Source organism: Micromonospora sp. S-DT3-3-22 (assembly GCF_015354745.1).
GTDB classification, from domain to species: Bacteria; Actinomycetota; Actinomycetes; order Mycobacteriales; family Micromonosporaceae; genus Micromonospora; species Micromonospora wenchangensis.
The window spans coordinates 1-25,044 of record NZ_JACGMO010000018.1 but is presented as its reverse complement, the minus strand read 5'-3'; the positions used below and the strand labels follow the sequence as shown (position 1 = coordinate 25,044).

Annotated in this window: 26 protein-coding genes; 13 read left to right on the top strand and 13 right to left on the bottom strand. The window is 74.4% G+C overall.

Annotation, left to right across the window (positions count from 1 at the left end):
- The first annotated feature begins 63 nt into the window (after window positions 1-63).
- A complete protein-coding gene (locus H1A17_RS07700; protein WP_145920577.1) occupies window positions 64-1,092 on the top strand; it encodes a hypothetical protein in 1,029 nt (342 codons plus the stop codon).
- Window positions 1,093-1,190: 98 nt separating this feature from the next.
- Here the strand turns inward: H1A17_RS07700 and H1A17_RS07695 are convergent, their stop codons facing one another.
- Genes H1A17_RS07695 through H1A17_RS07685 form a run of 3 tightly spaced genes read right to left on the bottom strand, consistent with a single transcriptional unit; the run spans window position 1,191 to window position 3,614 of the window.
- A complete protein-coding gene (locus H1A17_RS07695; protein ID WP_145920578.1) occupies window positions 1,191-1,655 on the bottom strand; it encodes a hypothetical protein in 465 nt (154 codons plus the stop codon).
- Window positions 1,656-1,660: 5 nt separating this feature from the next.
- Window positions 1,661-2,272, bottom strand: coding sequence for an RNA polymerase sigma factor (locus H1A17_RS07690; protein WP_194821492.1), 612 nt, complete (start codon window positions 2,270-2,272; stop codon window positions 1,661-1,663).
- Window positions 2,273-2,300: 28 nt separating this feature from the next.
- Window positions 2,301-3,614, bottom strand: coding sequence for a S8/S53 family peptidase (locus tag H1A17_RS07685; RefSeq protein ID WP_240762213.1), 1,314 nt, complete (start codon window positions 3,612-3,614; stop codon window positions 2,301-2,303).
- 188 nt (window positions 3,615-3,802) lie between these two features.
- Between H1A17_RS07685 and H1A17_RS07680 the strand changes: the two genes are divergently transcribed.
- Window positions 3,803-6,415, top strand: coding sequence for a CHAT domain-containing protein (locus tag H1A17_RS07680; protein WP_194821491.1), 2,613 nt, complete (start codon window positions 3,803-3,805; stop codon window positions 6,413-6,415).
- Window positions 6,416-6,433: 18 nt separating this feature from the next.
- On the opposite strand, the gene H1A17_RS07675 is transcribed toward H1A17_RS07680, so the two are convergent.
- Entirely contained in the window at window positions 6,434-7,216 is a 783-nt protein-coding gene (locus H1A17_RS07675; RefSeq protein ID WP_168222525.1) for an inositol monophosphatase family protein, read from the bottom strand.
- Between the two features lie 190 nt (window positions 7,217-7,406).
- On the opposite strand from H1A17_RS07675, the gene H1A17_RS07670 reads away from it, so the two are divergent.
- Window positions 7,407-9,107, top strand: a complete 1,701-nt coding sequence (locus H1A17_RS07670; RefSeq protein ID WP_145920581.1) for an aminotransferase class V-fold PLP-dependent enzyme — start codon at window positions 7,407-7,409, stop codon at window positions 9,105-9,107.
- 84 nt (window positions 9,108-9,191) lie between these two features.
- On the opposite strand, the gene H1A17_RS07665 is transcribed toward H1A17_RS07670, so the two are convergent.
- The 7 genes from H1A17_RS07665 to H1A17_RS07635 form a co-directional block, all read right to left on the bottom strand.
- A complete protein-coding gene (locus H1A17_RS07665) occupies window positions 9,192-9,782 on the bottom strand; it encodes a hypothetical protein (protein ID WP_145920582.1) in 591 nt (196 codons plus the stop codon).
- Window positions 9,779-11,185, bottom strand: coding sequence for a hypothetical protein (locus tag H1A17_RS07660; protein ID WP_228543097.1), 1,407 nt, complete (start codon window positions 11,183-11,185; stop codon window positions 9,779-9,781). The genes H1A17_RS07665 and H1A17_RS07660 overlap by 4 nt, the downstream gene beginning before the upstream one ends.
- Window positions 11,182-11,982 (bottom strand): ABC transporter ATP-binding protein, encoded by an 801-nt coding sequence (locus H1A17_RS07655; RefSeq protein WP_145920583.1) that lies wholly within the window; start codon window positions 11,980-11,982, stop codon window positions 11,182-11,184. Before H1A17_RS07655 ends, H1A17_RS07660 begins: the two co-directional genes overlap by 4 nt.
- 80 nt (window positions 11,983-12,062) lie before the next feature.
- On the bottom strand, window positions 12,063-12,866 hold the full coding sequence (locus H1A17_RS07650) for a hypothetical protein (protein ID WP_145920584.1): 804 nt from the start codon (window positions 12,864-12,866) through the stop codon (window positions 12,063-12,065).
- Window positions 12,863-13,420 carry an RNA polymerase sigma factor gene (locus tag H1A17_RS07645; RefSeq protein WP_145920585.1) on the bottom strand — a complete coding sequence of 186 codons (558 nt, stop codon included), beginning with the start codon at window positions 13,418-13,420 and terminating at the stop codon, window positions 12,863-12,865. The genes H1A17_RS07650 and H1A17_RS07645 overlap by 4 nt, the downstream gene beginning before the upstream one ends.
- Window positions 13,421-13,583: 163 nt before the next feature.
- Window positions 13,584-15,434 (bottom strand): bifunctional diguanylate cyclase/phosphodiesterase, encoded by a 1,851-nt coding sequence (locus H1A17_RS07640; RefSeq protein WP_309236727.1) that lies wholly within the window; start codon window positions 15,432-15,434, stop codon window positions 13,584-13,586.
- Window positions 15,431-16,237, bottom strand: coding sequence for an SAM-dependent methyltransferase (locus H1A17_RS07635; RefSeq protein WP_145920586.1), 807 nt, complete (start codon window positions 16,235-16,237; stop codon window positions 15,431-15,433). Before H1A17_RS07635 ends, H1A17_RS07640 begins: the two co-directional genes overlap by 4 nt.
- 363 nt (window positions 16,238-16,600) lie before the next feature.
- Between H1A17_RS07635 and H1A17_RS07630 the strand changes: the two genes are divergently transcribed.
- The 3 genes from H1A17_RS07630 (at window position 16,601) to H1A17_RS07620 (ending at window position 18,319) form a co-directional block, all read left to right on the top strand.
- On the top strand, window positions 16,601-17,686 hold the full coding sequence (locus tag H1A17_RS07630; protein WP_194821490.1) for a sporulation protein: 1,086 nt from the start codon (window positions 16,601-16,603) through the stop codon (window positions 17,684-17,686).
- 105 nt (window positions 17,687-17,791) lie between these two features.
- A complete protein-coding gene (locus tag H1A17_RS07625; protein ID WP_145920588.1) occupies window positions 17,792-18,013 on the top strand; it encodes a hypothetical protein in 222 nt (73 codons plus the stop codon).
- 135 nt (window positions 18,014-18,148) lie between these two features.
- Window positions 18,149-18,319, top strand: a complete 171-nt coding sequence (locus H1A17_RS07620; RefSeq protein WP_168222526.1) for a hypothetical protein — start codon at window positions 18,149-18,151, stop codon at window positions 18,317-18,319.
- 107 nt (window positions 18,320-18,426) lie between these two features.
- Here the strand turns inward: H1A17_RS07620 and sigJ are convergent, their stop codons facing one another.
- The gene (gene sigJ, locus H1A17_RS07615) at window positions 18,427-19,371 is read right to left on the bottom strand and encodes an RNA polymerase sigma factor SigJ (RefSeq protein ID WP_309236726.1); all 945 of its coding nucleotides are present in this window, start codon (window positions 19,369-19,371) and stop codon (window positions 18,427-18,429) included.
- A 217-nt stretch (window positions 19,372-19,588) separates the two neighbouring features.
- Here sigJ and H1A17_RS07610 point away from each other — a divergent pair, with 217 nt between their 5' ends.
- The 6 genes from H1A17_RS07610 to H1A17_RS07585 all read left to right on the top strand — a co-directional run bounded on the left by H1A17_RS07610 (window position 19,589) and on the right by H1A17_RS07585 (window position 23,462).
- On the top strand, window positions 19,589-19,891 hold the full coding sequence (locus H1A17_RS07610) for an antibiotic biosynthesis monooxygenase (protein WP_194821489.1): 303 nt from the start codon (window positions 19,589-19,591) through the stop codon (window positions 19,889-19,891).
- 196 nt (window positions 19,892-20,087) lie between these two features.
- Window positions 20,088-20,483: a hypothetical protein gene (locus tag H1A17_RS07605; protein ID WP_145920590.1), complete on the top strand. Its 396-nt coding sequence runs from the start codon at window positions 20,088-20,090 to the stop codon at window positions 20,481-20,483.
- Complete coding sequence (locus tag H1A17_RS07600) at window positions 20,480-21,625, top strand: PEP/pyruvate-binding domain-containing protein (RefSeq protein ID WP_194821488.1); 1,146 nt, start codon at window positions 20,480-20,482, stop codon at window positions 21,623-21,625. Before H1A17_RS07605 ends, H1A17_RS07600 begins: the two co-directional genes overlap by 4 nt.
- Complete coding sequence (locus H1A17_RS07595; protein ID WP_194821487.1) at window positions 21,622-22,200, top strand: transcriptional regulator; 579 nt, start codon at window positions 21,622-21,624, stop codon at window positions 22,198-22,200. The genes H1A17_RS07600 and H1A17_RS07595 overlap by 4 nt, the downstream gene beginning before the upstream one ends.
- 51 nt (window positions 22,201-22,251) lie before the next feature.
- Window positions 22,252-23,019: a hypothetical protein gene (locus H1A17_RS07590; RefSeq protein WP_194821486.1), complete on the top strand. Its 768-nt coding sequence runs from the start codon at window positions 22,252-22,254 to the stop codon at window positions 23,017-23,019.
- Between the two features lie 80 nt (window positions 23,020-23,099).
- Window positions 23,100-23,462, top strand: coding sequence for a hypothetical protein (locus tag H1A17_RS07585; RefSeq protein WP_145920594.1), 363 nt, complete (start codon window positions 23,100-23,102; stop codon window positions 23,460-23,462).
- Window positions 23,463-23,513: 51 nt separating this feature from the next.
- On the opposite strand, the gene H1A17_RS07580 is transcribed toward H1A17_RS07585, so the two are convergent.
- The gene (locus H1A17_RS07580; RefSeq protein ID WP_194821485.1) at window positions 23,514-24,188 is read right to left on the bottom strand and encodes a hypothetical protein; all 675 of its coding nucleotides are present in this window, start codon (window positions 24,186-24,188) and stop codon (window positions 23,514-23,516) included.
- Window positions 24,189-24,322: 134 nt separating this feature from the next.
- On the opposite strand from H1A17_RS07580, the gene H1A17_RS07575 reads away from it, so the two are divergent.
- Window positions 24,323-24,793, top strand: a complete 471-nt coding sequence (locus H1A17_RS07575; RefSeq protein WP_145920596.1) for a DUF4291 family protein — start codon at window positions 24,323-24,325, stop codon at window positions 24,791-24,793.
- The last annotated feature ends 251 nt before the right edge of the window (window positions 24,794-25,044 follow it).

Genomic DNA, 25,044 nt, shown 5'->3' with positions numbered 1-25,044 from the left:
GCGTCGACACGGCATCGCAACACGCCGGACTCGGCGTCCCCCGCCGATGGGAGAAAACCTGTCATGGGCAAGGTAGGAAAGCGTGTCCGCCGCTCGACGCTGGCCGTCCTCACGGGCGCGGCACTGGCCGGGCTGCTGGCGGTCACCGCCGCCGCCGCGGCACCCGGCGAGGCACCGCAGGGCAAGGCCGCCGCGGCGGCCCGTACCGACGTCTACATGAAGGACGTCGCCGCCGACACCGGCATCCAGCCACACTCGTACGGCCCGCTGTGGGCCAGCCCCGACATCAAGGTCTGCCCGACCGCCGTGGAGTGCGCCGTCAGTCAGAACCCGATCGTCGGGGTCACCAACTATCTGTTCCTGAAGGTGCGCAACAACGGCCCGTACGGCTCGGGCATCGACAACGGGGTGCTGCGGGTCTACCGGACGACCCCGGGCGGCGGCGCCACCTGGCCGACGCACTGGACCCAGATCGGCGCGGTCAGCGTGCCCGTCTACCCCGGCGTCACCACGGTGACGATCCCGTGGACCGGCGTGCCCGGACCGGGCCACTTCTGCCTGCTGGCCCGCTGGGTGTCACCCACCGACCCGATGACCTTCGAGGGCCCGAGCACCAGCGTCAACACCCAGTACAACAACAACATCGCCTGGCGCAACGTCGACTCGGTCCGGCTCGTCTCGGGCGGACCGCGGGTCGTCCGCCCGTTCGCCATCGGCAACGTGACCGCCGCGGAGACCAAGAACGACCTGGTCTTCACCCAGCCGGCCGAGCAGGCCCGGGGCGCCCGGGTCTTCGTCGACCTCGGCCCGACCCTGTTCGAGCGCTGGCAGGCCACCGGCAAGGTCGGCACGGGCATCCGGCAGGTCGGCAAGACCGAACTGGAGATCGTGGAACCGACGAAGGCCAGCATCAGCGGGCTGGTGTTGAAGCCCGGTGAGCGCATCGAGTTCTCGCTGGCCTTCTCGGCCGACACCACCCTGGCCAAGGAGACCGCGCTCAACGTGACCCAGTTCGGGCCGGACGCCGACGGCACCGAGCGGGCTGACCTCGGCGGGGTGCAGTACCTGCTGGCGGGCGAGCAGCGGGGGTAACGCCGCCGCCACCTCCAGGTGGGGCGCGGGCCGTCCGGCCCGCGCCCCACCGTCGTCGGTCGGGTCGGGGCCGGACACCGGCCGCACCGGGCCGACGGTCAGCGCAGGCAGACCCAGGCGGTGGACACCGCGTAGCCGACGGTGCGGGCACACAGCTGCACCGGGCCCGGCGGTGGGACGCCCAGCGAGAAGAAACCCACGGCATCCACCGACGCCTCGTCGTAGGTGCCGGAGGCCGTCCGGGCACTGACCCGTCCGCCACCGGACGGGGAGAGCTGCCCGACGATCCCGGCGTCGGTCACCTCGATCTCCACCAGCACCGACCCGGCGCGGAAGGACAGCGTCCGCGCGGACGCCGCGGAACGGGTCATGCCGGCCAGCTCGGCGTCGACCGCCGAGTCGAACGTCAGCTCGGCGACGGCCAGTTCCGCGTCGGCGGTACGCCAGGTGAACGCGGCCAGGGCCGCGCTGAGGTACGCCTCCGAGACCGGCCCGGTGTCCCACAGGGCCGCGCCCAGCTCCGTCGTGAGTGCCTCGTCATCCGCCGGCGGCCACGGGTCCATCCGGTTCACCCCCGTTTCGTACCGATGGTGGAAGCTCCGAGAAACTCGACGATCGCCGGGCACTCCCGCAGCCTACGCAGGCATCGTGCCTGGGTGGGCCCGATGCTGCCGACCGGCACGCCCAGCCGCTCGGCGACCTCCCGGTAGCTCATCGGCGGGTCGGCCGTCAGCAGCGCCAGCAACGCCTGACAGCGCGACGGGAGCTGCACGAAACCCGCCCGCAACGCCTGTCGACGCTCCGCCCGCAGCAACTCGTCGTCCGGGGCGGGCGTCATCGCGGCCAACTCCCGGGAGAACCCGTGGTGGCTCTCCAGGCTCTGGTCGTACGGGTCGACGGGATGGGACCGGCGGCTCAGCCGGGACAGCCGGTAGCACTCGCGGCGGGTCGTGGTGGCCAGCCAGCCCGGTAGCGCCTCGGGTTCGCGTACCCGGCCCAACTGCTCCACCAGGCGCAGCCAGACGGTCTGGTTGACGTCGGCCGCGTCGGAGCGGCTGAGGTCGTAGGCGCGGATGACCGCGTACACGATCGGGGTGTACCGGCGGACCAGCTCGGCCCAGGCCGACTCGTCCCCGCCGGCGGCGGCGGACAGCAGGTTGGTCGCGCTGGCACCGGTCACCGGGTCACCGCCCGGGTGTCGACACGGCTCATCCGACGAGCACCCCGTAGTCGGGGTGCCAGCGGGGGGCGGCGAGCAGGCTCGTGCGCGCCGCGTCCGCGCTGAGGCCGCCGGCGGTCATCAGGGCGGCGAGCCGCCCGGAGACGTGTGCGGTGGCGAACGAGGTGCCGGCCCAGATGGCGAACCCGTGGAAGATCCGTACCGGCCTGCCGGGCAGCGGTAGCTGCCCCTCGACGTAGGTGCTGTGCCGCTCGCCGACGGCGCAGGCGTCCACCCAGGGCCCGTAGCAGCTGTCGGCCGCCGGCACCGGGCCGCCGGTGGTCTGGCTCACCGCCGCGACCGCCAGCACCCGGTCCAGGGCGGCCGGCCAGACCGGTCGGCTGGTGCCGGCGTTGCCGGCCGCCGCGACCACGGCGCTCGTCGCCGGCAACGCCGCCACCGCGTTGGCCAGCGGCAGCGACGGCTGGTCGTCCAGGGTGTAGCCGCCCAGGGAAAGGTTGAACACGGTGACCTGCGGCGCGAGCCGGCTCAGGGCGGCCACCACCGACGCCTCGTCGCCCACCCCGGTCGGGTCCAGGGCCTGCTCCGGGTCGACGCGGACGCCCGGGGCGGCCTGCCGGACCACCCCCGCGACGAAGGTGCCGTGCCCGCCCTGCGGGGCGAGCACGTCGGTGTGGACGTAGAGCGGGTCCTCGTCGTCGACCTGCGGCACGTACGCGCCGCCGAGCCACTGCGGGTGGCAGGCGCCGGCCTGCTGCCAGATCCCGGTGTCGCAGATGCCGACGGTGACGCCGGCACCCTCACCGAGCCGGGTCGGGTCGGGGGGCGGCAGCGCCGCGGCGGAGCGGGGCGGCGTGCCCGGGTTTCCCATGATGTTGCCCAGCCCGATCAGCACGTGGTGGGGCTGTACCGCCGGCACCGGTTGGCCGGGCCACTGTTGGGGGTCACGCAGTTTTCCCACCACGCCGGGAATGTCGGTCTCCCGGTCGAACAGCAGCCGGGTGACACCGGCGAATCCGGTGCCGACGGTCACCGGATAATCGTGGGCACGCAGCCAGGTGGCGACCCGTTTGGCGTCGGCGTTGGCGGCGAGCAGTTGCCGGGGACGGTAGATGATCTCCCGGCCGGGTGCGGTGTACCGGCGTACGTTCTGGTCGGCGGCCAGCGCGGCCTCGAACGCCTTCTGGTAGGCGGTGGCGTCCGTGTCGCCGGCGGCGGCCGGGGCCGGACGCGGCACGACACCGAACGGCGCCGCCACGGCCAGCGCGGACAGCGCCAGGACCCGCCGTCGGGACAGCCGGCCACCCGGACCCGGCACGGTGGGGTGGTCAGACGGCGGCACGGATCCTCCATGCTCGTGAGAGAAGCGCGCCCACCGATGGTGGGCGCGGCGAATTCCCCGACCGCCAATTATTCCGAACCATCGCCGGTTGTCAATTACGGGTAACCGAGCAGGACACCCATTGACGACATTCCCGCGATGGATTCCCGACGTTGACTCACGGCTGTTCGTCGTGGACTCTCTAGGGCATGCCCGACAGCACCGGTTGCGGTGCCGCGGCGGCCCAGGCGGCGCTCGACGCCGTCCAGCGATACCCACCCGAGGCGATCAGCATCGCCCAGCGGGTGCTCGCCAGCCAGACCGCCGACGACGACGAGCGCTCCACCGCCGAGCGGGCCGTCGGGCTGGCCCTGCGCGAACTCAACGACCTGCCCGGCGCGCTGCGCCACCTGCGCCGGGCGGTACGGGTGGCCGGCACCCCCCGTACCCGGGCGCTGGCCCGGATGAGCCTCGGGTACGTGCTGGCGAACGCCGGTCGTACGGCGGCGGCGCTGCGGGCGGTGACCGCCGCGCTGCCCCAGCTCGCCGGCGCCGACGCCGGCCGGGCCCGGATGCAGCGGGGGGTGGTGCTGCACTACCGCGGGCGCTACGCCGAGGCGGTGCGCGACTACGGCATCGCCATCGACATCGCCCAACGCGAGAACGATCCGCTGCTGGAGGCCCGCGCCCGCAACAACCGTGGACTGCTCAACGCGCACCGGGGTTCCTCCGGCGGCACCGACGACGACCTCTCCCGGGCGGCGGCGGTCTTCCACCGGCTCGGGCTCGACCTGGCCGCGGCCGACGCCCGGTGGAACAGCGGCATCGCCGCCGGGCAACGCGGCGAGATCGCCGTGGCGCTGCGCTGCTTCGCCGACGTCGACGAGGAGTACCGGCGGCTCGACGTTCCGCGTCCGGCGCTGCTGCTGGACCGGTTCGAGCTGCTGCTGTCGGTGCCGCTGCTCGACGAGGCGGTCGAGGTGGCCGCCGCCGCGGTACGCGAGCTGCACCGCCGGGGCATGGCCTCGGATCTCGCCGAGGCGCTGCTCGCCCAGGCCCGGGCCGCGCTGCTCGCCGACGACCTGGACACCGCGACCGCGGCCGCCGCGCAGGCCCGGGTCAGGTTCCGGCGTCAGGGCCGCCGCACCTGGGCCGCCTTCGCCCGGCACGTCGAGCTGCGGGCGGAGTTCCGCCGGGGCACCCGGACGGCGGCCCTGCTCACCGCGATGGTGCGGACGGCCGACGAACTCGACGCCACCGGGTGGCCGGGGCCGGCGCTGACCACCCGTCTCGAAGCCGGTCTGCTGGCCGCCGCCGCGGGTCGCGTCGACCGGGCCGTGCCCCTGCTCGACGTGGCCGCGCAGGCCCGCCGTCGGGGCACCGCCTCCCGCCGCGCCCAGGGCTGGTACGCCCTGGCCCGCTCGCGTCGGCTCACCGGTGACGACGCCGGAGCGGCCCGGGCGCTGCGGCGGGGGTTGGCCGTGCTCGACCGGCACCGCACGTCGCTCGGCGCCACGGAGCTGCGGGCCCACAGTGGCACGTACGGGCGGGAACTGGCCGCCGAGGGGCTCGACATCGCGGTGCGGGCCGGCTCCCCGGCCCGCACCCTGGCCTGGGCGGAACGCTGGCGGGCCAACACCCTGCGGATGCGTCCGGCGCTGCCCCCGGACGACCCGGACCTGTTCGCGGCGCTCACCGAACTGCGGCTCGTCAGCAGCCTGCTGGAGGACGAGGTGCTGGCGGGCCGGCCGGCCCACGCCCTGCGTGGTCGGCAGGCGCGGCTGGAGCAGCGCATCCGGGACCTGGCCCGCCGGGTACCCGGTGGGACCGGTGTGGTGAACCCGCCCGGCGTGGGCGTGCTCGCCGGGCGGCTCGGCCCCCGGGTGCTGGTCGAGCTGGTCGCCCACGGCGACCGGCTCCGGGCGGTGCTGGTCCGTGACGGCCGGGCCAGCCTGCACGATCTCGGTCCGCTCGCCGAGGCGGTGCACCTGACCCGGTGGCACCGGTTCGCCCTGCGCCGGCTGGTCACCACCGGCGACACGGCGACCGCGCGGGACGGGGCCGGGCACGCCGCCGCCGCACTGGACCGTCAGCTCTTCGATCCGCTGCGCCGGCACCTCGGCGACCGTCCCCTGGTGATCGTGCCGGTCGGGGCCCTGCACGCGGTGGCGTGGTCGGGTCTGCCGACCTGCGCCGGGCGCGCCGTGACGGTCGCCCCGTCGGCCACGGCCTGGCTGCGGGCGGACGGCGGGCAGCCCCCGACCGGGCCGTCGGTGCTGGCCTGCGGGCCGCGCCTGCCGGCGGGTCGGGCCGAGGTGGGCCGGCTCGCGCAGGTGCTGCCGGGGGCGACCCTGCTCACCGGCGCGGACGCCACCGCCGACGCGTTGACCGCGGCGTTGGACGGGGCCGGCCTGGTCCACATCGCCGCCCACGGCACCTTCCGCGCCGACAATCCACAGTTCTCCACCCTGGAGCTGGCCGACGGGCCGCTGTTCGCCTACGAGTGGGAGCGGGTCGCCCGGCCGCCCGGCTGCGTGGTGCTGTCCGCGTGCGACTCGGGGCTGACCGGGGTCCGCCCCGGCGACGAGGTCATGGGCTTCACCGCCGTGCTGCTCGGCCTGGGCGCACGGTGCCTGGTCGCCACCGTGCTGCCGGTGCCGGCCGACCCCACCACCGCGCTGATGCTGGACCTGCACCGGCGGATGCGGTCGGGGCTGCGCCCGGCGCAGGCGCTCGCCGACGCCCAGCGGGCCTTCGTCGCCTCCGGCGACGGCACCGCCGGGGCCACGGCGGCGGCGTTCGTCTGTCTCGGCGCCGGTTGACGCCCCGCCGGACGCGGGTCAGCCCAGCGCCGCGACCCGGGGACGCAGGCCGTCGATCAGCTCCGGTGGGGCGGCGAGCACCCGGCTGCCGCTCACCTCGACCGCGACGCCGGCCTCGACGGCGATCACCTGACCGGCCGCCCAGTCCCAGCGGAACGTGCGGTCCTCGACGTAGGCGTCGCAGCGGCCCGCCGCGATCCAGGCCAGCGCCAGCGCCGTCGAGCCCAGCATCCGCACCCCGCGCACGTCACCGGCCAGGTCGGTGACCACGGCCGCCTGCACCCGGCGGTGGGCGACGTCGTAGGCGTAGCCGGCGGCGAGGACGACCTCGCCGAGCGGGATGTCGGCGCGCCGGGTCAGCGGCGTGCCGTTCAGCATCGCACCGCCGCCCCGGACGCCGCAGAACGTCTCGTCGTGGACCGGGTCGTGGACCACCCCGACGACCGGCCGCCACCCGTCCGGTGTCTGCTGTTCACAGGCGACGCTGACGCACCAGAACGGTATCCCGGAGACGTAGTTGACGGTGCCGTCGAGCGGGTCGAGCACCCAGCGCAGCCCGGAGTCGCCGACGTGGTCGCTGCCCTCCTCGGCGAGGATGCCGTCGCCGGGGCGGCGGGCGCGCAGCAGCTCGACGATGCGCGTCTCGCTGGCCCGGTCCGCCTCGCTGACCAGGTCGGTGGGGGCGGTCTTGTAGTCGACGCGGCCGTGGTCGCCGAAGCGCCGCAGCAGTTCCCGGCCGCCGAGGCGGGCCGCCTCCTCGGCGACCCGCCGGCAGTCGTCCAACTCGGCACCGGTCGCCATCGCGCTCTCCTCGGGTCGTCGGCAGGGCCGGTGGAGATCGTCGCACCTGCACGGGCGCGGACACCAGACGGACGCGGCGAGCGGTGGGGCCGCCCGGTCGGGCACACTGTGGACAGCGGTCGGGGAACCGACGCTCGCCGACACCCCGTCGACCCGCCCCGTCGCCATCGCCGTGGGGAGGCAGCGCGACATGGGTACGGTCGACACAGAGCGGCTGCTGGCGCGGATCCGCGACGGGGTCATCGGCGAGGGCGAGGTGCTGGACGGCCCGTACGGGCCACGCCGGATCACCTACGCCGACTACACCGCCTCCGGTCGGGCGCTGGACTTCGTGGAGGACACCGTCCGGGACTGGGTGCTCCCCCGCTACGCCAACACCCACACCGAGAGTTCCGCCACCGGCCGGGCGACGGGGCGGCTGCGGGAGGACGCCCGGCGGACGATCCTCGACGCCGTCGGCGGCAGCGACGACCATGCGGTGATCTTCTGCGGTGCGGGGGCCACGGCGGCGATCGACAAGCTGGTGGGCGTCCTCGAACTGCGGCTGCCCGACGGGCCGACGCGCCGCCACGGCCTGCTGGACGGCATCGCCCCGCAGCAGCGTCCGGTGGTCTTCGTCGGCCCCTACGAGCACCACTCCAACGAGCTGCCGTGGCGGGAGACGTACGCCGACGTGGTCGTCATCGGCGCGGACGCCGACGGGCACATCGACCGGGCCGAGCTGGCCGAGCGGCTGGTCCGGTACGCGGACCGCCCGCTGCGGGTCGGCAGTTTCTCCGCCGCCTCCAACGTCACCGGCATCCTGTCCGACACCGACGCGATCGCGGCGTTGCTGCACGCCCACGGTGCGCTGTCGTGTTGGGACTACGCCGCCGCCGGCCCGTACGTGCCGATCCGGATGGGCGAGTCGACGCCGGGCGCCGCGGACGGCAAGGACGCGGTCTTCCTGTCCCCGCACAAGTTCGTCGGCGGCCCGCAGACCCCCGGTGTGCTGGTGGTGCGGCGCGACGTGCTGCGCAACCGGGTTCCGGTGGTCCCCGGTGGCGGCACCGTGGCGTTCGTCGACCCGGTCGGGCACCGGTACCTCGACGATCCGGTGGCCCGCGAGGAGGGTGGCACGCCGGCGATCGTCGAGTCGATCCGGGCGGGCCTGGTGTTCGCCCTCAAGCAGTCCGTCGGCACCGACGTCATCGCCGACCGCGAGGAGCGGCTGTGGTCGCGGGCGCTGCGCCGCTGGTCGACGAACCCGGGGATCGTGGTCCTGGGCAACCCCCGGGCGCGGCGGCTGCCCATCGTGTCGGTGCAGATCCGCCACGGCACCCGCCACCTGCACCACAACTTCGTGGTGGCGCTGCTCAACGACCTGTTCGGCATCCAGGCCCGCGGCGGGTGCTCCTGCGCGGGCCCGTACGGGCACCGCCTGCTCGGCATCGACGAGGAACGCTCCCAGGCGTTCCGGGTGGAGATCGCCCGGGGGTGCGAGGGGATCAAGCCCGGGTGGACCCGGATCACCTTCGGCTACTTCCTGTCCGACCGGGTCGCCGACTATCTGATCGACGCCGTGGACCTGGTCGCCCGGCAGGGGCACCGGCTGCTGGCCGACTACCGCTTCGACGCCCGTACCGGCCTGTGGCGGCACCACCGGGGCCCGGGGCGGTCGCTGCGCCTGGCCGACCTGGCCCGGTTGGTGGCCGGCGGGGAGCAGCCGGTGTCCCGGCGGCGCCGGGCCGGGGAGGACGCGCTGGCCGACTACCTGTACGAGGCGCGGGAGATCCTGGCCGGCCGCCGGGACCAGGTCGACGAGGGGCCCACCGGCCTGCCGGCCGGCGTGGAGGCGCTGCGCTGGTTCCACCTCCCGCCGGCCTGCACCGCCGCCGCGTCGTCGCGCTGACCGCTGGACGCGGCGCTCGACCACCCGGCTGGCCGTCCCCCGGCCGGGCCCGGGGGGCGCGGTTCCTGCCCGCCGCCGGGGTCGCTACTCCGACGGGTCCGTGCGGGCGGGACCGGCGAGCGCGTAGGCGACCAGCCCTCCGAGGGCGAACGCCGCCGCCGTCACCGTGGCGGTCCGGCTGTCGGTCGGCTGGCCCTGCCAGGTGGCGACCGCTCCCCAGGTGCCGCCCTGCGGGTAGATGGCCGCGATGGTGGTCCAGCCGACCGGCAGGAACCAGGAGCGGGCGGTGCCGACCACGCTCGCGCACAGCGCGGTCAGGCCGAGCAGCCCGGCGGCGTCGCGGACCACCAGCGCCGCCGGCCCGAACCGGGCGCCGGTGTGCAGCGTGGCGAGCAGCGCCGCGAGGACGATCACCAGGCCGGCGGTCAGGTGCACGCCGCGTCGCCAGGGCCAGCGCAGTGACGCCGTCCGGTCCAGGTTCGCGTCCGGGCCGGCGAGGGTGGGTGTGAGGGCCGCGACCATCAGCAGGACGGTCAGCACGACCACCAGCGGGGTGGCGTCCCGGTCCTTGGCGAAGGCCAGGTAGAGCGTCCAGATCACCGCCGCGCCGCCGACCGCCGCGGCCAGGGCCAGGGGTACCCGGCGTGAACGCAGGTAGAGCAGCGTCCCCGTCACCGGATGCTCCTGGACAGCAGCCCCTCGGTGTCCCGGCAGGCCAGGAGGGCGTCGCGGACGGCCGTCACCCGGGCCACCGCCTCCGCCTCGGGCAGTGCCCGCAGGCCCTGCCACAGGGTCCTGGCGTCGGTGGTGATCGCCGGGTCCTCCTCGATCATGCCGGGGACCAGCCCGACGTCCGAGCGCGGCTCGCGGCCCATGAGCCAGTAGGCCGCCGCCCGTTCTACCGTCTCGTTGCGGTTCTGGCAGTCGCTGTCGTACGGGACGCCCAGCCCTCTGACGACCTCCAGGGCCACGACGTCGGGGTGGGCGAGCCGGCCCCGCTTGTCGATCCGGACCTCGACCGTGACGACCCCGGCGGGGGTGGCCGGCGGGTCCTGGCGGTACGAAATCGTGTGGGTGTCCTCGTGCACGGCGGTCGGCGCGTTCGGTAGTTTCGCCAGCGCCGTGAGGCCCTCCCGGGCCGGCGGGGTGATCGTGTCGAGCACGGTGGCGTGGACCCGGCTGACGCACACCGTCGGGGTGTCGTCGGTGCAGACCAGCTCCCGGGCGACCGGGTCGACCGGCCAGGTGAGCACGTCCCGGTCGTTGGGGAGGATCGCCGTCGCCACCCCGACGCCGAGCAGCACCGGCAGCACCGCCATCGCCCGGAGTCGCCAGCCGTCGGCGACGAACAACAACAGGCCGGTGACGGCGAGCGTGATCATCGAGATCGCCAGCGCGCCGCTGACCCGGTTGTCGATCGTCTGGTAGTCGTGGAACCCGCCGGAGCCGTGCGCCGGGGAGATCGCCGCGGCCAACCGCTCCGGGGGCGAGATGGTGGCGAAGAAGACCAGCAGCACGCCGCCCACCGCCAGCGCCGGGGCGGTGACCAGGGCGGGCAGCAGCCGCCCGATGCCCAGTCCGAGCCACGCCGCGGCGACCAGGGACAGCGCGCCGACGGCGGTGACGACGACGAAGTTCAGCAGCGGCAGGTACGAGGCGGTGGTGACGATCCAGACGATGCCTGCCGCCGTCACCAGCAGGTAGGCGACCGCGAGGGTGAGGGCCATCGTGCCGAGCACCGGCAGCATCCGGGCGGTGCGGGGCCGGGCGGTGGTGGCGAACAGTTCGCCGACCTTCGCCCGGTGTTCCCGGCGGCCCTGCCAGGCTCCGGCCGCGAGGGCGAGCGGCCACAGCAGGAGCAGGTACTCCCGGATGGCCAGGGCCAGGGCCATCCAGCCGGTCGACCAGCGGCCGGTCGCCGCGTACAACGCCCCCACCCCGACCACCACCGTGATCAACCCGGCGCCGAGCGCGGCGGAGCGGCGCAGTTCGATCCCCATGACGCCCACGCGGGCACCCCGCTTCCCTTCGGGCCGCCGGGCGGCGGCAGCGTGCACGTCGACGGTTCGCCCGCTCATCGGGTGGCCTCCGCGCGGTGCTGACGCAGCAGCGCGGAGTAGCCCCGCTCGGCCGGGCTGTCACCGGCGTGGCCCGCGTCGCCCTGCGCGGCGAGCACCTCGGGCGTGCCCCGCCACACCAGGCGGCCCTCGTTGACCAGGACGACGTCGGTGCAGGCCGCCACCACGTCCTCGACCAGGTGGGTGGAGACCAGCACGCAGGTGTCGGTGCCGAGGTCGCGGAGCAGCTCCCGGAAGTCGAGCCGCTGTTCCGGGTCGAGGCCGACGGTCGGCTCGTCGAGCAGCAGGAGCCGTGGGTCGTTGACGATGGCCTGGGCGATGCCGGCGCGGCGCAGCATGCCGCCGGAGAGGGTCTTCATCCGGGCGTCGGCCTTGGCGGTGAGCCCGACCCGGTCGATGGCCCGCTGCACCGCTGCGGCGACCCCCGCCTTGGGCATCTCCTTGAGCCAGGCCATGTAGCCGACGAACTCCCGCACGGTGAACCGTGGGTAGTAGCCGAAGTGCTGCGGCAGGTAGCCCAGGGCGCGGCGGACCGCCCGCAGCTCGGAGCGGCCGTCGACGGGGTGTCCGAGCAGTGTCAACCGGCCGCCGGCCGGGGACACGACGGTCGCCAGGGCGCGCATCAGGGTGGTCTTGCCCGCACCGTTGGGCCCGAGCAGCCCGTGCACGCCGGTGGGCAGGGCCAGGTCGAGGCCGTTGACGGCGAGGTGCCGGCCGGCCCGGACCTGGAGGCCTTCGGCGTGGATCGCCCAGGGATGGGTGGTGGTGGTCGTTTCGACCGCGCTCACCGCACGCATCGTCGCTGTCTCCTTCGGTAATTGCCAAGGGCAGGGTGGCGGTCCGGCCGGGTGGCCGTTCCGCGAGGTCACAGGTGGGGTCAGTCGCGGTGGGAGAGCCGCCGGAAACCGTCGATCCGGAGCAGGGCGACGACGGTCAGGACGGCCGTGACCAGGGCCCAGGTGCGGGCACTGTCGGCCGACAGCACCACCGGCATCCGGGCGGCGATGAGGCTGGGGGCGATCACCGCGAGCGTCCAGGCCACGATGAGGCCGAGCGCGGCGCGGCGCACGCCGACGAGAGTGCCCAGCAGCAGGGTGGCGGCGGTGAACGCCAGGCAGGGCAGCAGCAGCAGTGCCAACGACGCCCCGGTCCCGGCGCCGACCACGGCGAGCGCGGGGATGACGAACGCCAGCACCGCGGCCGTGCGCCGCAGCAGCATCGTCAGGCCGGCGGCGGGCGTGGCCGCGACCAGTTCCCAGGCCGGGTCGGCCCGACGGTGCCAGGCGACCGCCACGCCGGGCAGCGGCGCCAGGGGGGCGATCAGCAGCACCACCGAGGGCAGGCCGACCCACAGCGCGCCGAGCAGCGCGGCACAGCCGAGCACCGTCACCGTCATGACCAGCCAGGGCAACAGGGTGCCGACGAACCAGCGGTGCCGGGTCACCGACCAGGACCGTCTGCGGCCGGCGGGAACCGGGGTGGCCGCGATCTCCCGGTCGAGGGCCGTCGCGACCAGGTCGATCACGGCCCGGCTCTCCGCCGTGGTGCTGCCCGCCAGGCGGGCACGGCAGTCGGCGCAGTCTTCGAGGTGCACCTCGATCGCCCAGACGCTGGACTCGTCGAGACCGGGATCGCCGGTGGCATAGCGGTCGATCTGGGTCAGGCTGGGGTGGGTGGTCATGACAGCGCCTCCCGTAGGGCGACCCGGGCCCGGCGGACGCGGGACTTCACCGTGTTTTCCGGTACGCCGAGCAGCACCGACGCCTCGCGTGCCGAGAGCCCGTCGAGGACCGTGGCCCGGAGGGCGGCCCGGACGGCGGGCGGCAGGGTGAGCAGGGCCTGCTCCAGTTCCTGGCCGATCCGGGCGGCCATCACCTCGTCTTCCGCGGCGGGGGCGGTGCTCGGCGTCAGTTCCACCTGGGGCACCTGGCCCCGGCGGGCGCGGCGGCGGAACGCGTCGACCAGCCGGTGGGCGGCGATGGTCCACAGCCAGCCCACCGCGCTGCCCTGTGCCTCGCCGCCGGTGCGCGTCCGGGTGCCGGCGAAGCTGCCCGCTGCCCGCCAGACCGCCAGGTAGGTGTCCTGGAGCACCTCGGCCACCACGTCGGGGTCGGCGCAGCGGCGACGCAGCCGTACCTCGAGCCACGGGGCAGTACGCCGGTAGAGCTCGTCGAACGCCTGGCGGTCGCCACGGGCGACGCGTCGTACGAGTTCACCCTCGTCGTCTGCTTCCACGTCTGTCCTCACACCTGGTAAGACGACGGCCGTACCGGATCGGGTCCCCAATCGGCGTGACCGGCGTCACATCACCGCCGGGGTCGGGCTCCCCCATCCTGACGTACCCGCCGGGGGTGGGTCGGTGGGCCGCCGCGCGGCCGGCCTGCCGCGCCGGTGCAGGTCAGCGCTGCTGGGCGGGGAACGCCGGCCGGGCGGTGTCGTGGGACACCGCGTCGCGGTCGCGCTGCGCGACGATGCTGGCGGTGATCTCGTCGGGCGGCACCGGACGGCCGAAGTGCCAGCCCTGCCCGTTGTCGCAGCCGGTCGCGGTCAGCCGGAGGGCCTGCTGGGCGGTTTCGATGCCCTCGGCGGTCACGACCAGGCCGAGCCGGTGCCCGAGGGACACGACGGTGCGCAGGAAGTCGTCGTCCGTGCCGGGACGGCGGGCCCCCGGCCGCCGGACCGGCTGCGCCGACGGGCGGGTCAGGCTGGCGTCGAGCTTGAGGCCGTGCAGCGGCAGGGAGCGGAGGTTGGCCAGGTTCGCGTAGCCGATGCCGAAGTCGTCGATGACGATCCGGACGCCGAGGGCCATCAGCGCCGCGAGGGATTCCGTCACCACGCCGGTCAGGTCGATCACGGCCTGTTCGGTGACCTCCAGCTGGAGCAGGTGGGGCGGCAGGCCCGTCCGGTCGAGGATCTGCGCCACCTCCCCGGCCAGTCCGTTCTGGCGGAGCTGGCGTACCGACACGTTCACGCTGACGTACAGCCCGGGTTGGATCCGCTGCCAATCGCTGGCCTGCCGGCACGCCTGCTCCAGCAGGTGGCGGCCGAGCGCCACCACGAGGCCGGTGTGTTCGGCGAGGTCGATGAACCGGGCGGCGGTCAGCAGACCGAGCTGGGGGTGCCGCCAACGGGCCAGCGCCTCCACGCCGGCCAGCCGCCCGGAGCGCAGCGCGGCGATGGGTTGGTAGGCGGCGGTGAACTCGCCACGGTGCAACGCCGCCGGCATGGCCGCCGACAGCCGGTAGCGTGCCGCGTCGGCGGCGCTGCGGTCCTGGTCGAACCGGCGCAGAGTGGCTTTTCCGTCGGCCTTGGCCCAGTGCAGCGCGATCTCACTGTCCCGCATCAGGGTGGCGCCGTCGTCGGCGACGGTGCCCTCGGCCACTCCCGCGCTCGCCGTCAGGGGCACCTCGGTGCCGTTGACGCGGAACGGGGCGGCGAGCGTGGCCAGGGCCCGGTCGGCGATCTTGATGGCGTCCTCGGCGCAGGTGGTGTCGCGGACCAGGATCGCGAACCGGTCGCTGTCCAGTCGTGCCACCAGGTCGATCCGCGGGTCGGTGAGGGCGGCGAGGCGGTTGGCGATCTCACGGAGCAGAAGGTCACCCACCTGGTGTCCGAGGACGTCGTTGACCGCCGCGAAGTCGTCGACGTCGAGGCAGCAGACCCCGACCCGGTCGACCGGCACGGCGGCGGAGCAGAGTCGTCCCAGTTCCTCGGTGAACCGGGTCAGGTTGGGCAGGCCGGTCAGCTGGTCGTGGGTGGCGAAGCGGCGGAACCGGGCCTCGCTGACCCGCAACGCCTCCTCGGCCTGGGTGCGGGCGGCCAGCGCGGCAAGCCGGACCGTGTCCTGTTCCCGCAGGCTGCGGTCGTGCGCGGCGGACGCGAAGCCCGCCGCGAGGTCCGCCAGCAGGCCGTTGAGCCGGGTGGCGCGGGTGGGGTCGTCGGCGACTCCCAGCGCGGCGAGCAGCCGTGCGCCGATGACCGCGATCGTCCCGCCGAGCGCCTCCGGCGAGCCGAAGCCGGCCGCCACCAGATCGGCGCCGATCCGCTGGCCGTCGCCGGGCCGTACCGGGTCGGCGAGGACGGCGGCGACGAGCCGGTCGGCCAGTGCGCTGACGATCCGGTGCCGCTGCCCGGCGCTGATCGGCACGTAGTGGGCCCGGTGCAGGGCGGTGGCCCACGCCGTGACGAACTCCTCGACGCCCGGCCGGTGCCGGTCGTCGATTCCGTCGGCGTCGGGCCGATCGCTCACCTGCGGCGTCCGACTCCGACGTAGAAGCTCATCCGCTCCGGGTGCTCGCCGACCTCGGCCGGTGACTCGGGACGCCACAGCGGTGACCACACCACGCCGGGCTCCACCAGGTCGAGACCGGCGAAGAAGTCCTCCACCTGGGCGCGGGTACGGGCGGTGACCGGCGTGTTGGTCCGGCCGCTGAGCCGGGTGCCCTCACCCATCTCGTCCGGTCGGCTGTCGGTGGTGACGTGGCTGATGGCCACGCAGCTGCCGGGGGCCAGGGCCGTCCACAGTCGCTTGATCAGGCCGTACGGGTCGTCGTGGTCGGGGACCGCGTGCACCACCGAGACGAGCAGCAGGCCGACGGGCCGGTCGAGATCGAGCAGCCGGCGGGTCTCCGGGTGTTCCAGGATGGCCTCCGGGTGGCGGAGGTCTTCGAGCAGGGCGACCGCGTTGGGCTGGCCGGCGAGGATGTGCGTGCTGTGCGTCACCGCCACCGGGTCGATGTCCACGTAGACCACCCGGGCGTCCGGGTCGACCTGCTGGGCGATCTCGTGCACGTTGCCGACGGTCGGGATGCCGGAGCCGATGTCGAGGAACTGCCGGACGCCCTGGTCGAGCATGAACCGCACCGCGCGGTGCAGGAACTCGCGGTTCGCCCGCGCGACCAGGCGGAGGTCGGGCACCGCGGCCAGTGCCTGGCGGGCGAACTCCCGGTCGACCTCGAAGTTGTGCGAGCCGCCGAGCCAGTAGTCGTAGGCTCGCGCCACGCTCGGCCGGCTCAGATCGACATCCGCTGGCGCCCACTCCGGCCGTTCCATCGTCGCCCTTCCCACCACCACAGAGACGTGACCGCCGCCACTATAGTCGGATATATTCCACTCCCGCACCGCACCGCGATCACGGTGCGGAGACCACGGCGTCGACCGCCGACCGTCTGTCCACACGGTACAGACATTGACCGTCGCGCGCGCCGCGCGGCCCCGGGAACCGGTCCGGACACCGGCCTGCGGCGGGGCCGTCCGCCACGGTTCACTCAGCCGCCGTTCAGGTTGCGTTGGTAGCTTGCCGGCCCAGCGGCTTCCACAGTGGATGCCGCTGAAGTCGTTGCCGGGCAACGGTTTCGTGTAGTTCCTTCGGGTCCGTGGTCAGCGCGGGCCCGGCGGCCGTCGAGGGAGAGGTTCGTGGTGTTCAAGAAGATGCTGGGTGCGTTCGGGGTGGGCGGCCCCAGCGTCGATACGGTCCTGTCCAATCCGAGCACCCGCCCGGGGCTGACGCTCACCGGGCAGGTGAACCTGACCGGCGGCAGCCACGACGTGGAGATCGACCAGATCACCGTCGGTCTGGTCACCCGGGTGGAGGTGGAGGGCGCGGAGGAGGAGTACGACGCGCTCGTGGAGTTCCACCGGGTGCCGGTCGCCGGTGGCCTGTTCCTGCGTGAGGGGCAGCAGCTCAGCCTGCCGTTCCAGGTTGCGGTGCCGTGGGAGACGCCGGTGACCGAGCTGAACGGTCAGCACCTGCCCGGCATGACGATGGGTCTGCGTACCGAGGTGGCCGTCCGGGGCGCGGTCGACAAGGGCGACCTCGATCCGGTCTACGTGCACCCGCTGCCCGCCCAGGAGCGCGTCCTGGAGGCGTTCGGCCGGCTCGGTTTCGCGTTGAAGGCGGCTGACCTGGAACGGGGCCACATCTCGGGGCTGCACCAGACGCTGCCGTTCTATCAGGAGATCGAGTACTACGCGGCGCCGCAGTACGCCCACGCCGTCAACGAGGTCGAGCTGACCTTCGTCGCCAACGAGCACGGGGTGGACGTCGTGCTGGAGTTGGACAAGCACGGTGGGCTGTTTACCGGTGGACACGACTCGTACGGCCGTCACCACGTCGCCCACGGTGACGCGCACGGGGACTGGACCGCGCAGGTCGACGGCTGGCTCCGGCAGGCCGTCGACGGCCGGCAGGGTCCGCACGTCGGCTACGGCTATGCCCCGCCCGCCCCGGCCTACGGGACGCCCGGCTACCCGCCGCCCCCGCCGCCCGGCTACGGCGCACCCGCCTACGGGCAGCCGGGCTACGGCCAGCCCGGCTACGGGCACGCGGGGTACGGGCACTCCGGCGGCCACCACAAGGAGGAGCGCCACGACCACGACGGGCCCGGCATGGGTGCGGTCGCCGCCGGTGTGGTCGGTGGCGCGGCGCTCGGCTTCGCCGGGGGCATGATCGCCGACGAGATCTTCGACGACGAGGACGAGGGCGGCGACGAGGACGCCTGATCCTCCGCTCCGGTCCAGTGTGGATCGGACAGGGAAATCATGATCTAATTCAACTAGTTCGTCCGGATATGGTCGTAATTTTCGACCAGGAGTCAAGGAGTGTGCATGCCCGCAAGCGCCGACCTCACCACGCTGGTTGACAAGGCATACCAGGACAAGACCCTCACCGAGATCGTCGACGCCCCGGTGTCCGCCCTCGCCGGGGTCAGCGACGGCGACGCCAAGCTGCTCAAGGAGGCCTTCGGCATCACCACCGTCGGCGACCTCGGCCGCAACCCGTACTTCCACACCGCCAACGCCCTGGTCGCCCTCACCGGCGCGAAGTGAGCCCACCCGGTGGTCCGGGGCTCCCCCGGGCCACCGGGCATCCGCCCGTGCCGACCACTGCCGGGCGGACCGCGACGACGCCGGCACGGCGGATGCCGACGGGCGCGCACGACCGTCGTGCCGGATAATTGCCCGATGACAAATCCTGACCTCGACCCGGACGTGTACCCGCCCCTCGACCCTCGTGAGCCGGTGCCGGACGACGTCGGCGAGCTTCTTCCCGATACGCCCGGCGAGCTGCCGGAGGCGCCGGTCGAGCCGATGCCCGACGACGGCGATCCGGGCGGCGTGCCCGAGCCGGCCTGACGGCGGGCCCGGCCGCACGACCGGCCGTCGTCCGGTCAGGCCCCGGTCGGCGCGGGTGACGGTCGCGGCAGCGGAGGGGATGTCGATGCCGCCGACCGGGGCGTCGGTCAGCGGCCCCGACCGACGGGAACGCGCCCCCACCGTGCCAGCTTGCGGGGGTTGCGGACCACCCACAGGTGCCCGACCCGGCCGGTGCCGGTCGCGGCGAGCGCGAGCACGGCGAGGACACGGCCGTGCCGGTCGGTGGCGACCAGACCCGGCTCGCCGTTGACGGACGTCTCGTCGACGACCAGGTCGGGTTGCCGGTCCCACACACCCAGCAGGAAACCGGCGACGGCCTGCGGCCCGTGCAGCGGCACGGCGGAGGCCGAGACGAGGCCGCCGCCGTCGGTGATCGCGGTGGCGTCCGGATCGAGCACGTCGACCAGAGCGGCGAGGTCGCCGGTCTGCCAGGCGGACCGGAACGCCCGCACCGCCGCCGCGTGCTCGGCCGGACGCACCCGCGTACGGCGTTGTTCACGGACCCGACGCCGTGCCGACGAGGCGAGCTGCCGGCACGCGGCCGGGGTGCGGCCGACGATCTCGGCGATCTCGGGGTAGGTGAACCGGAACACGTCGTGCAGCACGAACGCGACCCGCTCGGCCGGGGTCATCGCCTCCAGCACCACCAGCAGGGCCATCGACACGGAGTCGTCCAGGCTCACCCGGTCGGCGGGGTCGGCCACCGTCGAGGCCACCTGGCTGCTCCAGCCGGTAGCCGGGAGGGGTTCGGGGAGCCACTCGCCGACGTACTGCTCCCTGCGGGCCCGCGCCGTCGTGAGCATGTCGAGCCCGATGCGGCCGGCGGTCCTGATCAGCCAGGCGCGGGGGTTGGCGACGGCGTCGCGTTCCCCGTCGCTGAGCCGGTGCCAGCGGATGTAGGTCTCCTGCACGGCGTCCTCGGCGTCGGCGAGTGAACCGAGCAGGCGGTAGCTGAGCCCCAGGAGCACCCCACGCTCGCGGGTCACCGGGTCCGGCGACGCCGGGTGGCCCGGCACGGCGTCCTGCGGCACCGTCTCCTCCCTCCCCCGGCGCAACGACCGCCGCGCGCCGCCCACCGCTATCGGATCACGTCCGGCGCGGCGGGCACCGCCTGACAGTTCGCCGACCCGCGTCGTCTACCTCACAGAGCGGGCGGTCCCGCCCGCTCACCCGGCAGCTCCGCGCGGCGTCGGGTGCGGCCCGCCGTGGCGGCACCACCCGTGGGGAGCGCGTACGAAGGAGAAGGCGATGCCCGGCCCCGTCACGTTCATCAATGTCATCGACGTCGAGCCGTCCCGGCAGCAGGAGGTGATCGACCTGCTGGTCGAGGGCACCGAGAAGGTGGTGTCCCAGCGGCCCGGCTTCGTCTCGGTCACCCTGCTCGCCAGCCTCGACCGGACCCGCGTCGTCAACGTCGCCCGGTGGCGCAGCGCCGACGACGTCAGGGCCACCCAGGCCGACCCCGAGGCGGCCGAGTACGCCCGGCGGACCGCCGCGCTGGCCCAGGCCGGCCCCGGCCTCTACACCGTCGTCGGCGAGTTCACCGCGTGACCCCGACGGCGGGTCGGCCGGCGACCGGCTGACCCCGGGGCCGGAGTGGCCCGCCCGGCCGCTCCGGCGTACCCCCGGCCAGCGCCGACGTCCGCCAGGTCGGATAGTTGGTGGTGCCCGGCCCACCCGGCCGGGCACCACCGGATCTTTCAACAATCTGTTGACAAACAGGGTGTTGAAAGCACAGGCTGGCGACGTGCACGAGGACGACGGGCGGCACAGCGCGGCCGACGCCGAGCGGTGGGCGCGCAGACGGTTGACCGACCGCGGCGGCCGGGACCTGCCACGGTTGCCCTGGCTGGCCGACGGGCAGCCCCACGACGCGACCACGTTGATCCGCCAGGCGCTGTGGCGGGCCAACACCGACCGGGCCGCGCTGGAGCTGCCCGAGGACCTGCTGGCGGCGATCGCGCTGCTGGCCGCCGCACGGGCCGAGGTGGACCAACTCGAAGCCGGCCTGCTGTTCGTCGCCCGCGCGGAGGGGCTGACCTGGGCGCAGATCGCCCGTCCGCTGGGTCTGCGGACCGCCCAGGCGGCACAGCAGCGGCACGAGCGGGTGCTGTCGCGCCGCGGTGCCGACGCCGGTTCGTGAGCATCGTCGCGCTCGCCGACGCCGACCCGTCGTGCGGCCGGAAGGCGTACCGGCTCGGCGTCGCGCTGCGCGCCGGACTGCCCGTACCGGACGGGTTCGTCGTCACCGGTCCGGCGGTCGAACCGCAACGGATCGCCGAGCAGCTGGACCGGCTGGGCGGCGGGTCGGTCGCGGTCAGGTCGTCGGGGTTGGCCGAGGACACGTCGACGGTGTCGTTCGCCGGGCAGTTGGAGACCGTCCTGGGTGCCCGCAGCCTCGACGAGATCCTGGTCGCGGTGCGCCGGTGCGCCGCCTCACCGGGTACGGAACGGGCGCGCAGCTACCGGGCACGTCTCGACCCCGGTGGCGACGGGCCGGCCGCCGCACCGGTGCTGGTGCAGACCCTCGTGGCGGCCGACCACGCGGGTGTGCTGTTCACCCGTGACCCCCGCACCGGTGCCGACGTCGTCCTGATCAACGCCTCCTGGGGGCTCGGTGAATCCGTGGTCTCCGGCGCGGTGACCCCCGACGAGGTGGTCGTGGCCCCGCCGGGGGACGTCGTCCGGCTCACCGTGGGGACTAAACAGACCCGCCTCGACCTGCGCGGGCACGGTCTGGTGCGGTCCCCCGTGGCCGAGGCGGACCGGGCCCGTAGCTGCGTGCCGCCCGACGGGGTGGCCCGGCTCGTCGCCCTCGGCCGGCGCGCCGAGGGCCTCTTCGGCACCGCCCAGGACGTCGAGTGGGCGGTCGCCGACGGCCGGGTCTGGCTGGTGCAGGCCCGCCCGGTCACCACCCGGGGCGGTCCGGCACCCGCGACCGACCCGGCCGTGGCCGTCCCGCTGGTCACCGGTGTGCCCAGCAGCCCCGGTCGGGCCCGGGGACCGGCCCGCCTCGTCCGGTCGGTGGAGGACTTCCGCCGCGTCCGGCCCGGCGACGTCCTGGTGTGCCGGACCACCGACCCGGCCTGGACCCCGCTGTTCGGGCTCGCCGCTGCCGTCGTCACCGAGACCGGCGGCATCCTCAGCCACGCGGCCATCGTCGCCCGGGAGTTCGGCATCCCCGCCGTCGTCGGCGTCGACCGGGCGATGACCGCCCTGACCGACGGCGATCCGGTCACCGTCGACGGCACCCACGGCACTATCAGCGGAGGGCATCACCGATGACCCACCCCTCACCGACCGACCTGCTCGCGCTGCATGCGGTACGACTCACCGGCTTCGCCGACAGTCCCGCCGTCGCCGCCCGGTTCCGCCTCGACCCCGACCGGACCCACGAGGACCTCCTCGACGCCCAGGCGTACGGCTGGGTCAGCCGGTCGTCCTTCGCCGACCTGGCCGGGTGGTCGCTCACCACGGCGGGCCGCCGGCGCAACGAGGCGCACCTGCGCGACGAACTCGACCGCGTCAACGCGCACGACGCCGTCGCCCGCGCCCACGAACACTTCGTGACGCTCAACGCCCGGGCGGCCCAGGTCTTCACCGCCTGGCAGCTACGACCCGACGAGGCCACCACGACCCTGCACGACCTCACGGAGCTCGCCGAGGGGCTCCACGATCTCGACCGGTCCCTGACCGCGTGCCTGGCCCGCTTCGCCGGCTACCACGACCGGTTCACCCGGGCGCTCGCCCGGGCCGGCGACGACCGGGAATGGATCACCGGCGTGGACGTCGACTCCTGCCACCGCATCTGGTTCGAGCTGCACGAGGACCTGATCGCCACCCTCGGCCTCACCCGCTGACCGCACCACGACCGACGCCGGCGGCTGGCGCGCTGCTGGGACACTGCGCTCATGAGTCAGGGTGTTTCCGGCGTGCCGTCCGGCCGGTGGTGGGGCGCGTTGCGGATCGCCCTGGTCCTGCTGTGGCTGCTCGGGGCCACGATGACGTGGTGGACTGCCCCGCGCCAGCAGGACTACGACCGGGCCAGGGCGGACGTGGTCGCGGGCCGGGTGACCGCCTACCAGTGGGGTGACCGGTGGGAGGTGGACCGTTCACCCCTGTGGTTCGGTTCTGCCACCCTGTGGGCCTCCGGCAGCTACGGGCCGCTGTTCGCGTGGAAAACGCCCGACGGCCGGCTGCACTGGACGGACACCGACCGGTTCGGACAGGTGACCACCACCGGCGCCGTCGAGCAGGAGAGCTACTCCGGACCCGGTGCCGTCGGCATCGCGCAGGAACTGCGGGCCGCCGGGCTCGAACACCGGGCCGGTGACGTCCAGTCACCGATGTCCGTCGTCGGCGGGGCCGGCCTCCTCCTCGCCGTCGTCGCTCTCGTCGTCGTGGTCGCCGGCCCGACGCCGGTCCGGGGCACCCGGTGGTACTGGTTCTGGTTGATCTGCTTCAGCCCGTACGGTCTCGGACTGCTGCTCTGGACGGCCCGGGAGCGGCCGTGGTCACGGTCGGCGGCGGCGGTGGCCGCGCGGAACCCGACGTATCCGCGGGACCGGGGCGTTCTCGGCTTCGGCATCGGCATACTCGCGGCGGTTCTGCTCGGTGCCGCCCTGCTGATCCTCCATGACGTCCTGGGCGACTGGTGGGTGCCGCGACCTGACGCCTAGCGGCGCCCGGTCCCCCGCGTACCGGCCGGTGCGGGTCCGATCGGCCCTCGGAAGCGACCGGAGTGCGGCACAATGCGCCCATGACCTCCACCGGATCGTCACGGCTGTCGTTGTGGTCCACCGACTCGGTGCTGTCGATCGGGTCGCGGGGCTCGGTGCTGTCCATCGGCAGCGTCGGGTCGATCGCCTCCATCGGCAGCGTCGGCTCCGCCGGATCGGTGCTGTCCATCGGGTCGGCGCTCTCGGTCGGCTCGGCCCTGGCGTGGCGGTCGCGCTGGTCGTTGCTCGCCGACCGTTCCTCGGGGGTCGCGATGGGTTCCCGCGCGAGCGCCCGCGCGCTGGCCGGTCCGTCGGCGACGGTGGCGGCCGTGGCGCTGGCCGCCTACGCCGGCTACCTGCTGACGCGCAGCCGCCGACCGGACGACGGCAGTCGGGGACGGTGACGCCGTCCCGGACGGCGAGGCCGCGTCGACACCCTTGGCACCCGGGCCGGGTCAGCAGTTGCCGATCTCGTCGGTACGCGTCACCGCCGCCGAGGTGAGCCGCTCGCCCGGCTCGTCGGGGACCGAGTAGGGCGTCCCGTCGTGCGTCGTGAGTTCCTTGGCGTACGCGTCGCTGACGACGAAGACGTGCAGTTCGAAGCGCTGTCCCGGCGACCTGTCGTCGCCGACGACGACCCGGTTCGCCCGCCAGGTGTGCGGGGTGGGAAAGCGCAGCGGTTGCTCGTAGAAGTAGCTCCCGCCGGCCGGGCGGACGAAGAGCACGGCGGTTCGGCCGGCCGGCGGCTCGTCCCCCGTGCCGAACACGTCCGAGCAGTTCGGCACCACCGTCGCACTCGTGATCGCGAACCGTACCGGCGGCGTCCTGGTCACGGTCGGAGCGACCGTGGGGGGCGGTGTCCGGGTGGGAGGTGGGCTGCTCGGTGTCGCCGGTGCCGTGGTGGTGGGCGGTGTGGTCGGCGGGTCGGTCGGCTCCGGCGTCCCGCGTGGACCTGTCGTCGGTTCCGGAGGTGGGGTGGAGCTGGCCGCAGAATCGGCCCCCGCCGGTGTCTCCCTGGTGGCGGTGAGGTACGCCGGCACCGCCGCGATGACACCCACGACCAGTGTGACCAGAGCGCCGAGCGCCACCACCTGCTCGGCGGGTTTCAGCGTCCGCCACCATCGCCGCATACACACCCTCCTGGGTCGACGGACACCTGCTTGCAGTGAACACCGTGCGGGCAACACGGGCCCTCGTCCAGATGGGGCCGGAGTGCACGGAATCCGGGTGGACCGGCCGGGTCCTGACCGTCGAGGATCGGCGGGTGTCCGTTCCCGAACGCCAGATCCGTGCCCGCCACTCGGCCACGACCGTCACCGTGTACCAGGCGTACCCGCCGGACATCGCGGTGCCGGCGGTGGCCGCCGGCCGTTTCGTGGCCCCGTTCAAACGGGAGCGGATGACGTGGATCAAGCCGTCGTTCCTGTGGATGATGTACCGCTGCGGCTGGGCCACGAAGCCCGGGCAGGAGCGCGTGCTGTCCATCGAGATCACGCGGGCGGGGTTCGAGTGGGCGCTGGGCCGGGCGGTCGACCGGTACGTCGACGACTGGATCGTCGCGGTCGAGGACGTCACCGCCACCGTCGGGCAGATCCGGGACCTGCTGCGCCGGGGTGACGAACAGGCGGCGGCGGCACGGCTGCCCGTCGAACACGTCTATCCACTTGCCGACCGGATCGCGGCCGGCCTCGGGGCCGGCCCCGTCGGTGATCCCGACCGGCGGCACCGGCAGTGACAGCTCACCCGCTGCGCCCCTGACAGTGCCAGGTCACCCCGCCCACCGGCGCTCCGGCGTGTTCGGCCACCGCCGCACCGTGCGCCCCGGGCCCGGGGCGCACGGTAGACGCCAGGGGCCGCGCCCGGCTCAGGGCGGGAAGCCCGGCGGCCGGGGCCACTGTTCCGCCTCCGGGTCGGGCCGGTAGCCCGGTGGGGGTTGCCCGGTGGGCGGGCGCTCCGGGGCCGGTGGCGCTGCGGGCGCGCCCGGAC

Excerpts from the sequence above, each read along its gene's own strand:
- H1A17_RS07610 (WP_194821489.1), top strand. The coding sequence starts at position 19,589 with ATGCCCGGCCCCGTCACGTTCATCAATGTCATCGACGTCGAGCCGTCC.
- H1A17_RS07655 (WP_145920583.1), bottom strand. The coding sequence starts at position 11,982 with ATGCGTGCGGTGAGCGCGGTCGAAACGACCACCACCACCCATCCCTGG.
- H1A17_RS07670 (WP_145920581.1), top strand. The coding sequence starts at position 7,407 with ATGGGTACGGTCGACACAGAGCGGCTGCTGGCGCGGATCCGCGACGGG.
- H1A17_RS07695 (WP_145920578.1), bottom strand. The coding sequence starts at position 1,655 with ATGGACCCGTGGCCGCCGGCGGATGACGAGGCACTCACGACGGAGCTG.
- H1A17_RS07585 (WP_145920594.1), top strand. The coding sequence starts at position 23,100 with ATGACCTCCACCGGATCGTCACGGCTGTCGTTGTGGTCCACCGACTCG.
- H1A17_RS07635 (WP_145920586.1), bottom strand. The coding sequence starts at position 16,237 with ATGGAACGGCCGGAGTGGGCGCCAGCGGATGTCGATCTGAGCCGGCCG.
- H1A17_RS07650 (WP_145920584.1), bottom strand. The coding sequence starts at position 12,866 with ATGACCACCCACCCCAGCCTGACCCAGATCGACCGCTATGCCACCGGC.
- H1A17_RS07620 (WP_168222526.1), top strand. The coding sequence starts at position 18,149 with ATGACAAATCCTGACCTCGACCCGGACGTGTACCCGCCCCTCGACCCT.
- H1A17_RS07700 (WP_145920577.1), top strand. The coding sequence starts at position 64 with ATGGGCAAGGTAGGAAAGCGTGTCCGCCGCTCGACGCTGGCCGTCCTC.
- H1A17_RS07675 (WP_168222525.1), bottom strand. The coding sequence starts at position 7,216 with ATGGCGACCGGTGCCGAGTTGGACGACTGCCGGCGGGTCGCCGAGGAG.
- H1A17_RS07595 (WP_194821487.1), top strand. The coding sequence starts at position 21,622 with ATGACCCACCCCTCACCGACCGACCTGCTCGCGCTGCATGCGGTACGA.
- H1A17_RS07625 (WP_145920588.1), top strand. The coding sequence starts at position 17,792 with ATGCCCGCAAGCGCCGACCTCACCACGCTGGTTGACAAGGCATACCAG.
- H1A17_RS07590 (WP_194821486.1), top strand. The coding sequence starts at position 22,252 with ATGAGTCAGGGTGTTTCCGGCGTGCCGTCCGGCCGGTGGTGGGGCGCG.
- H1A17_RS07580 (WP_194821485.1), bottom strand. The coding sequence starts at position 24,188 with ATGCGGCGATGGTGGCGGACGCTGAAACCCGCCGAGCAGGTGGTGGCG.
- H1A17_RS07680 (WP_194821491.1), top strand. The coding sequence starts at position 3,803 with ATGCCCGACAGCACCGGTTGCGGTGCCGCGGCGGCCCAGGCGGCGCTC.
- H1A17_RS07660 (WP_228543097.1), bottom strand. The coding sequence starts at position 11,185 with ATGAGCGGGCGAACCGTCGACGTGCACGCTGCCGCCGCCCGGCGGCCC.